Origin of the sequence: Acinetobacter sp. Res13-Abat-PEC15-P4-01, from assembly GCF_015676285.1 — a bacterium.
In the GTDB taxonomy this organism is placed as follows: domain Bacteria; phylum Pseudomonadota; class Gammaproteobacteria; order Pseudomonadales; family Moraxellaceae; genus Acinetobacter; species Acinetobacter nematophilus.
Map to the genome: position 1 here is coordinate 1 of NZ_JADAIN010000030.1, position 479 is coordinate 479.

Below are 479 nucleotides of genomic sequence, written 5' to 3' on the forward strand. Positions count from 1 at the left end.
GAAATGAGCGGACCTGTACAACAAATGGGACGCTCCGTCAGTCATGTCATTGTATATAGAGATGGAAAATATGTTACTTCTCTTTTTGAAATATATGGTTATCTTTACTTAAGACCGGGAAAGCTGCTGATTTTAAAAAGTGGTGCAAGCAATGATTTGTTAGATCGTGCATTAGCTCGAATGACACATAATTTAAACAGCATCAAAATACGGTCAGCGCAAGGTGAAGAACAAGCAGGTTTATGCTGGAAAGAATATTTTATTGTCGATGATATGAGCAAAAATATTCCCTTTACGGGTGGATATTTGCATTTTAGATTTCCGAGTTATCCGGGCGTTCGAGCCGTTATTGAACATCGGATTCGTTTGACATCAGATATGCCCTTGATTGAGCTTATGAAAAAGAGACAGCAAGAATTACCCGATCTTGTAAAAGTTCAAATGAAACTTGAAAATTTAAGGGAGCATCAAAAAGTCAT

The 479-nt window shown here is 37.2% G+C and carries 1 pseudogene; it reads left to right on the plus strand.

What is annotated here, in order from left to right:
• Window positions 1–479, plus strand: a pseudogene (locus tag IMO47_RS11370) (hypothetical protein); the annotation flags it as partial.